Source organism: Macrococcoides caseolyticum, from assembly GCF_002902665.1.
GTDB lineage: Bacteria > Bacillota > Bacilli > Staphylococcales > Staphylococcaceae > Macrococcoides > Macrococcoides caseolyticum.
On sequence record NZ_PPRM01000066.1, the window covers coordinates 5,251 to 8,188 of the forward strand.

The window sequence follows — 2,938 nt, forward strand, 5'->3', positions numbered from 1 at the left end:
AATTTAAATTTGAATGCTTAGAAAAAATATCAGAGATAAAAGGGATTCATAATTTAGATTTAATAAGAATTGTAGGGATTCTTATTAACAATTCTATTGAAGCAACAGAAGTAATTAACGATGGATTTATAAATATATATATTCATTTCTATAATAATTCTCTAGAATTTATTTTAGAAAATAATTTTAATAATGATGATGATATATCTATTCATAAGTTAATGGAACCCAGATTTTCAAGTAAAAAGAATCACAAAGGTTTGGGATTGAATATAATCGAAGACATAGTTGAAACAAACAAAAATATTAATATTAACTATGAAATAAATAACATTGAACAAACATTTAGAGTAATTATGATAATCAATATGTTGTTATTGGAAAAGGAGTAAACATGGCATATCCTATTTTTATCTGTGATGACGATACTAACTATCTTAATAAAATTAAAACTATAATCGAACATTATAGTTTGTTTCACGAAGGTCAGTTTATAATCAAAAAGGCAACAACTTCTTTACTAGATTTTTTAGAATATATAGAAACTAATGAAATAATCAATGGTATATATTTTTTGGATATGGATTTTAAATATGATATAAATGGAATTGATTTAGCATTAAAAATTAAAAGAATGGACGCATATGCAAAAATCGTATTCGTATCAAGTTATCATAATTATGCTACTTTAACTTTGAAAAATAAAATTGAAGCTGTTGATTATATTAATAAGTCTCAGGATATTGATACCTTGCAAGAGGAAGTTATAAGTTGTTTAAAGTATTGTTATAATTCTATAATTAATCAAAAAAAATATTCTAAATCTGTATTTAAATTCTCTATTAATTCAAATACTTATTTTATTGAGATTCAAGATATTATTTTTATAGAAAATTCGAAGATACCTCATGTATTGACTTTAGTGACTAAATCCTCTAGATATCAATTCTATGATAAGATATCTAGAATTGATAAAGAATATGAAGGTTTATATAAAATATCTAGATCTTGCTTAGTGAATCCTAAAAATATTAAAGAAATTAACTTTTTAAAAAGAGAAGTATATTTAAAGGAAAATTTTACCAAGAAATTTTCGCTCTCAAAATCAAAAATGCTTAGAGAATACGAACCTTAGTTATACTATCCTGAATATATATAAATACGTCTTAAGTGCATGCTTCGCCATGTATAGATTTTTATGAATAATTTAATTGTATTAAAGATATATTTTAATATTCCATTCTATTAAATACTATTATGTATATTAATAGGAGGTGAATTTATGAAAACTCTAAGTGAAAAACAATTAATAGCAGTAAATGGTGGCGAGGGAGACCTGGTTGACAGATATAAAGCATGGCTGTTAAAACAATATGTAAAGGCCATAAAAGTAGGACAATCTTAAAAGATAAAAATAAACTTTATGATCAGATAAATTTTATCATAAAGTTTATTTTTTTAATTTATTAAAGTTTGATATTCCTTTAAATTTTATCCTCGAATTTTTAACTAATTTTCAGCTTAATTGCATCAAAATCCATGACTTTTTTATGTTGATGCGACTGCTAATTTTATGATAGTAATCTAAAATACGTAATACTAACTTACTTTCTATTTCCCATTCCATCCTTTTTTAAATCCATGAGTGATTTCGTCAATATGAGCCATGGCATCTGCTGCAACTATTCCACCTAGTGCAAACAAAACTGGATTACCAGCATTAATATTTTTCATTTGTTTTTCATTTAACTTTTTCATAGCTATTCTCCTTTATATATTTATTTACTTACTCTTGTTGCTGTACACATTGCATGAGCACCAGGAATGAAATTAGTCCATCCTAGTTTTGTCGCACAATAAGTCGCTGCCCCAGCACCTTTCCCAACAGCTGACCAGAATTCTGAACTTTCTCCACCATTAATTTTTTTTAATTCGTAATTAGATATTTTTTTCATTTTATCTCCTCCTATATAATGTAATTATGATTTAAAATTATGTATGTGTGGAATAATCATCTTTATCTAAACATAGAGTAACCTTTATAGATGATTGTAATTATTATACTGACATAGGAGTAAATATCATCATTTCATGATGATATTATTGGTAAATCAACATTGTATGATATATATATTCTAAAAGGAGGATTGCTGTCTATGGATAACAAAAGATACTATATTTTAACTATTTGCTGTGTATTTATTGTCTCAATCTTATATCATGGAACGATAAATTTAATATATAAGCATCCATTCCTAACTATTAATGAGCTGATTCACGACGTCCTTCCATATATATTTTTTATTAGCATTGGTTTTTATGTATATTATAAAAAAGAACAAAAAAAAAGATAATTATAAAAGTATTAGTGAAACACGATTCTAATTTTTAGTAATTCATCCTCCACATGGACCTTGCAAGTAATATATCTAATATTTTTGGGGTTTAGAAATATAATTTATGTAGTTAAGTCTATCACATTTCAGTTTTAGCTATATAAATTGTTCATAACATTACTGATAGATTCGTTCATAACATCCTGATTAATCCCAATGTATCTAAGTGTCACAGACTGAGAAGAATGATTAAATAGATCCATCAATAAAGCGATATCCTTTGTTTTCTTGTAGTAATGGTAACCGAAGGTCTTACGCATCGAGTGTGTGCCGATATCACTTAAACTGATTGATTTTGCTGAATGATTCAGGATTCTATAAGCCTGTACACGGCTAATGGGTTTACTATTGCCCTCAGAATCGAGTTTATTGCTTTTAAACAGATAATCTTCATCCTCCAGGAACTGAATATAACGATCAATATCCTCCTTTAGATGATAAAGGGGGATTTGTTTCTGTTTACGGGTCTTCTGTTCTCTGAGTTTGATTGTATAGTCCTTAATATCCTTTTTCTTTAATCCCAACATGTCACTCACTCTCAA

6 protein-coding genes are annotated in these 2,938 nt (G+C 26.6%); 3 read left to right on the top strand and 3 right to left on the bottom strand.

All coding sequences use genetic code 11. The features are described from left to right. The 3 genes from CD152_RS12150 to CD152_RS11765 all read left to right on the top strand — a co-directional run. The coding region (locus CD152_RS12150; RefSeq protein WP_240592400.1) for a GHKL domain-containing protein at window positions 1-392 on the top strand (392 nt) is incomplete at its 5' end. A 2-nt stretch (window positions 393-394) separates the two neighbouring features. Next, window positions 395-1,135, top strand: a complete 741-nt coding sequence (locus tag CD152_RS09375) for a LytR/AlgR family response regulator transcription factor (RefSeq protein ID WP_103214686.1) — start codon at window positions 395-397, stop codon at window positions 1,133-1,135. 147 nt (window positions 1,136-1,282) lie between these two features. Continuing rightward, on the top strand, window positions 1,283-1,405 hold the full coding sequence (locus CD152_RS11765) for a bacteriocin (protein WP_146034105.1): 123 nt from the start codon (window positions 1,283-1,285) through the stop codon (window positions 1,403-1,405). A gap of 206 nt (window positions 1,406-1,611) precedes the next feature. Here the strand turns inward: CD152_RS11765 and CD152_RS11935 are convergent, their stop codons facing one another. From CD152_RS11935 to CD152_RS09385, 3 genes are all read right to left on the bottom strand, one after another. After that, the gene (locus tag CD152_RS11935; RefSeq protein ID WP_169926187.1) at window positions 1,612-1,758 is read right to left on the bottom strand and encodes a hypothetical protein; all 147 of its coding nucleotides are present in this window, start codon (window positions 1,756-1,758) and stop codon (window positions 1,612-1,614) included. 20 nt (window positions 1,759-1,778) lie between these two features. Further along, a complete protein-coding gene (locus tag CD152_RS11940) occupies window positions 1,779-1,955 on the bottom strand; it encodes a hypothetical protein (RefSeq protein ID WP_169926188.1) in 177 nt (58 codons plus the stop codon). A gap of 533 nt (window positions 1,956-2,488) precedes the next feature. Next, window positions 2,489-2,938: tyrosine-type recombinase/integrase (locus tag CD152_RS09385; RefSeq protein ID WP_103214688.1), on the bottom strand; the 450-nt coding region annotated here is incomplete at its 5' end.

Excerpts from the sequence above, each read along its gene's own strand:
- CD152_RS09375 (WP_103214686.1), top strand. The coding sequence starts at position 395 with ATGGCATATCCTATTTTTATCTGTGATGACGATACTAACTATCTTAAT.
- CD152_RS11765 (WP_146034105.1), top strand. The coding sequence starts at position 1,283 with ATGAAAACTCTAAGTGAAAAACAATTAATAGCAGTAAATGGTGGCGAG.
- CD152_RS11935 (WP_169926187.1), bottom strand. The coding sequence starts at position 1,758 with ATGAAAAAGTTAAATGAAAAACAAATGAAAAATATTAATGCTGGTAAT.
- CD152_RS11940 (WP_169926188.1), bottom strand. The coding sequence starts at position 1,955 with ATGAAAAAAATATCTAATTACGAATTAAAAAAAATTAATGGTGGAGAA.